The following is a 2,452-nucleotide window of genomic DNA, read 5'->3' on the forward strand; positions in this document are numbered from 1 at the left end:
CAACTTGTGGAGGTCCTATTCTTTGCGACGATCAGGAGGAGAACAATCTAGCGATTTGAGCTGAATACGATTCCCTTGTCCGAGTTTTATAGATTTATATTACCCATGTGAAACTGCGAATAGCCAAAAAGTACTTATAATATCCTTTTTTTAGAAGATTTAAAATTCAAATAATTTCTTGAAAATAGCTTTCTCCATTCCTAAGTCACATGTTGAGCCCTCCCAATATCTTCAAAAGAGTATTCACTATTATATAGATAACTTGCACCTTTCTCCATAAATTTAATTGTTGAATCATGTCGAATTCAGTGGTTTTATTGTAAAAAAACACCTCTGCCTGCTTGACCGACAAAGGTGCCTGTGTTCTCTGATTCATTTTGATATTTTGGGTAGCTACTGCAATTCATTAATCTTCTCTATATATCCCTACCACGCACTCCACATGCCTTGTGCGTAAAAGGGATATATGTTCCCGCACTCAACTCCACTCGCATTTTTTGAATGCAGGAACATATTTACTTTTGATCGCAAACCCTTTTACATCAATGCTTCTTATCGCGATATATCCTTACCACGCACTCCACATGTGTGGAGACGGTGAAAGGGATATAGTGCAACTCCACTCGCATTTTTTTAATGCAGGAATATATTTACTTTTGATCGCGAACCCTTGTACATCAATGCTTCTCATCGCGATTTATCCTTACCACGTACTCCACATGTGACGAGGTGACAGGGAGTACAACTGGAACATGGAATGACATTTGCTCACTTACTAAAAGAATACACCCGAACCGGATTTAATCATCTCTTTAAGAGACTCATCTTGTTGCCTTTGTTCATTCTTTATTTTCTCTAGTAAGTTCATCGCCCCTTCTAACCCATTTAAAAAGTATTTAGCCAAAGTAGGTAAAGCATCGGTGATAATTGGATTTGTAATGATTATTTCAAGAAATTCAACTTGTTCATTTGTTTCATCATCTTTGAGATTATAGGTTATATCTACTTTATCTTGCAAACTCAAGTATAATTTGGAAATGAATTCTTTCTCTTCTTGACTTTTTTCGTGCTTCTCATATTCCCCGTAAATACCAACAATTTTAATAATACCTGAAATCGAGTAAGCAAACTTATCTTTATAGAGGTATCTTAAATTTCCTTCCTTTGAAAAACTAATCTTCTCAAACGATAAGGACAAAAAACGCATAAGATACTCTTGAACCGACGATGAATTGTAGCCTATCTTTTTTTTGATATCCTCCAAAACAGGAATGATGAAACTCTCCTCTAGTGTTGTTTTATCCATTGCGTATAAAAATTCAAAAACTTTATCGTTTCTTATTTTATAGTGTATCTCCTTTAAAATACTCTTTTGGATCTTCTGTTTAGAGTCAATAATAAATAATGCTGTAAAATACTCTTGGAAAGTCCTATGGCTGAACGTGTAAAACAAACCATCCTTTGTTAGGATGCAAACCGATTTTAATAAATCCTTTAATAGTGCATCCTCATCATATTCAATTCTTGTTACATCCTTGGCAGACTTCAAAAACTCAACTGTCTTTTTGTAATCAAAACTTGAGTTGCCTTTTAAATAGCTCAGGGCACTAAAAGCACTTAATGCCTTTTTAAAATCATCTATAGGCAACTTTGTAAACCTATCTCTAGTATAAACAGCTTTAGTCGCATCATGTTTGTTAAACAAAGTTTCAAACGCTTGCTCATAAAAGATATGTATCTTACTTGGAACTTCAGCATATTGACTGAAAGTCATTAACATGATTGTTAATAACAATGGATTTGATACGAACTCTTGATGATCCTTATATAGAACCTTATCTATTTCCTCTAAAAACTTTTTTTTAACAATTTCTTCATACTTTATTTTTGAAATTAGTAACATAGACTGCTCTTTACTCATAGGTAAAACATCAATAACAGAAAAGTTGTTCCATCTAATAAATTCGTCTTCATCAGGTCTAGATGAGACGAGAAAATAGCTATTGCTAAAAGTCTCACTAGTACTAATAATTTCTTTCGTTATTGTGTCTCTTATATCTCTGTCAATTTCATCATAACCGTCTAAAAATAGGACAATTTTACCTTCATCGAGTAGCTTAGTCACAATATCATTGGTATCACTGGTATTCATTCCCAATAGTGTCTGTGATATGTATTGGAAAACACCAATCTTCAAGTCATTTATATTACGAAGTTCAACAAATAATGGTATATAATCTCCATCTTCAAGCGTTCGCATAAATAAACTTTTAAATAATGTTGATTTACCCGAACCTGCTGTTGCTGATATAACTAAGCAATTATGCTTCATCGCTATAGTTCATGGCTAATGTCTGTGTAATAGAAAAATAGTCAATACTGTCCAGTAAGACGATTAATAGGGCGGGATGACTAATGTGGACCTCAATGAGCAGCAGTGACAATATGATTT

The 2,452-nt window shown here is 33.8% G+C and carries 1 protein-coding gene; it reads right to left on the reverse strand.

Annotated features, from left to right (window positions below; all coding sequences use genetic code 11):
- Positions 1 to 775 precede the first annotated feature (775 nt).
- Positions 776 to 2,332, reverse strand: a complete 1,557-nt coding sequence (locus AC3G2T_RS38595) for an NACHT domain-containing protein (RefSeq protein WP_488438801.1) — start codon at positions 2,330 to 2,332, stop codon at positions 776 to 778.
- Between the last annotated feature and the right edge of the window lie 120 nt (positions 2,333 to 2,452).

The sequence above is a fragment of the Paenibacillus sp. sgz302191 genome (assembly GCF_057749925.1).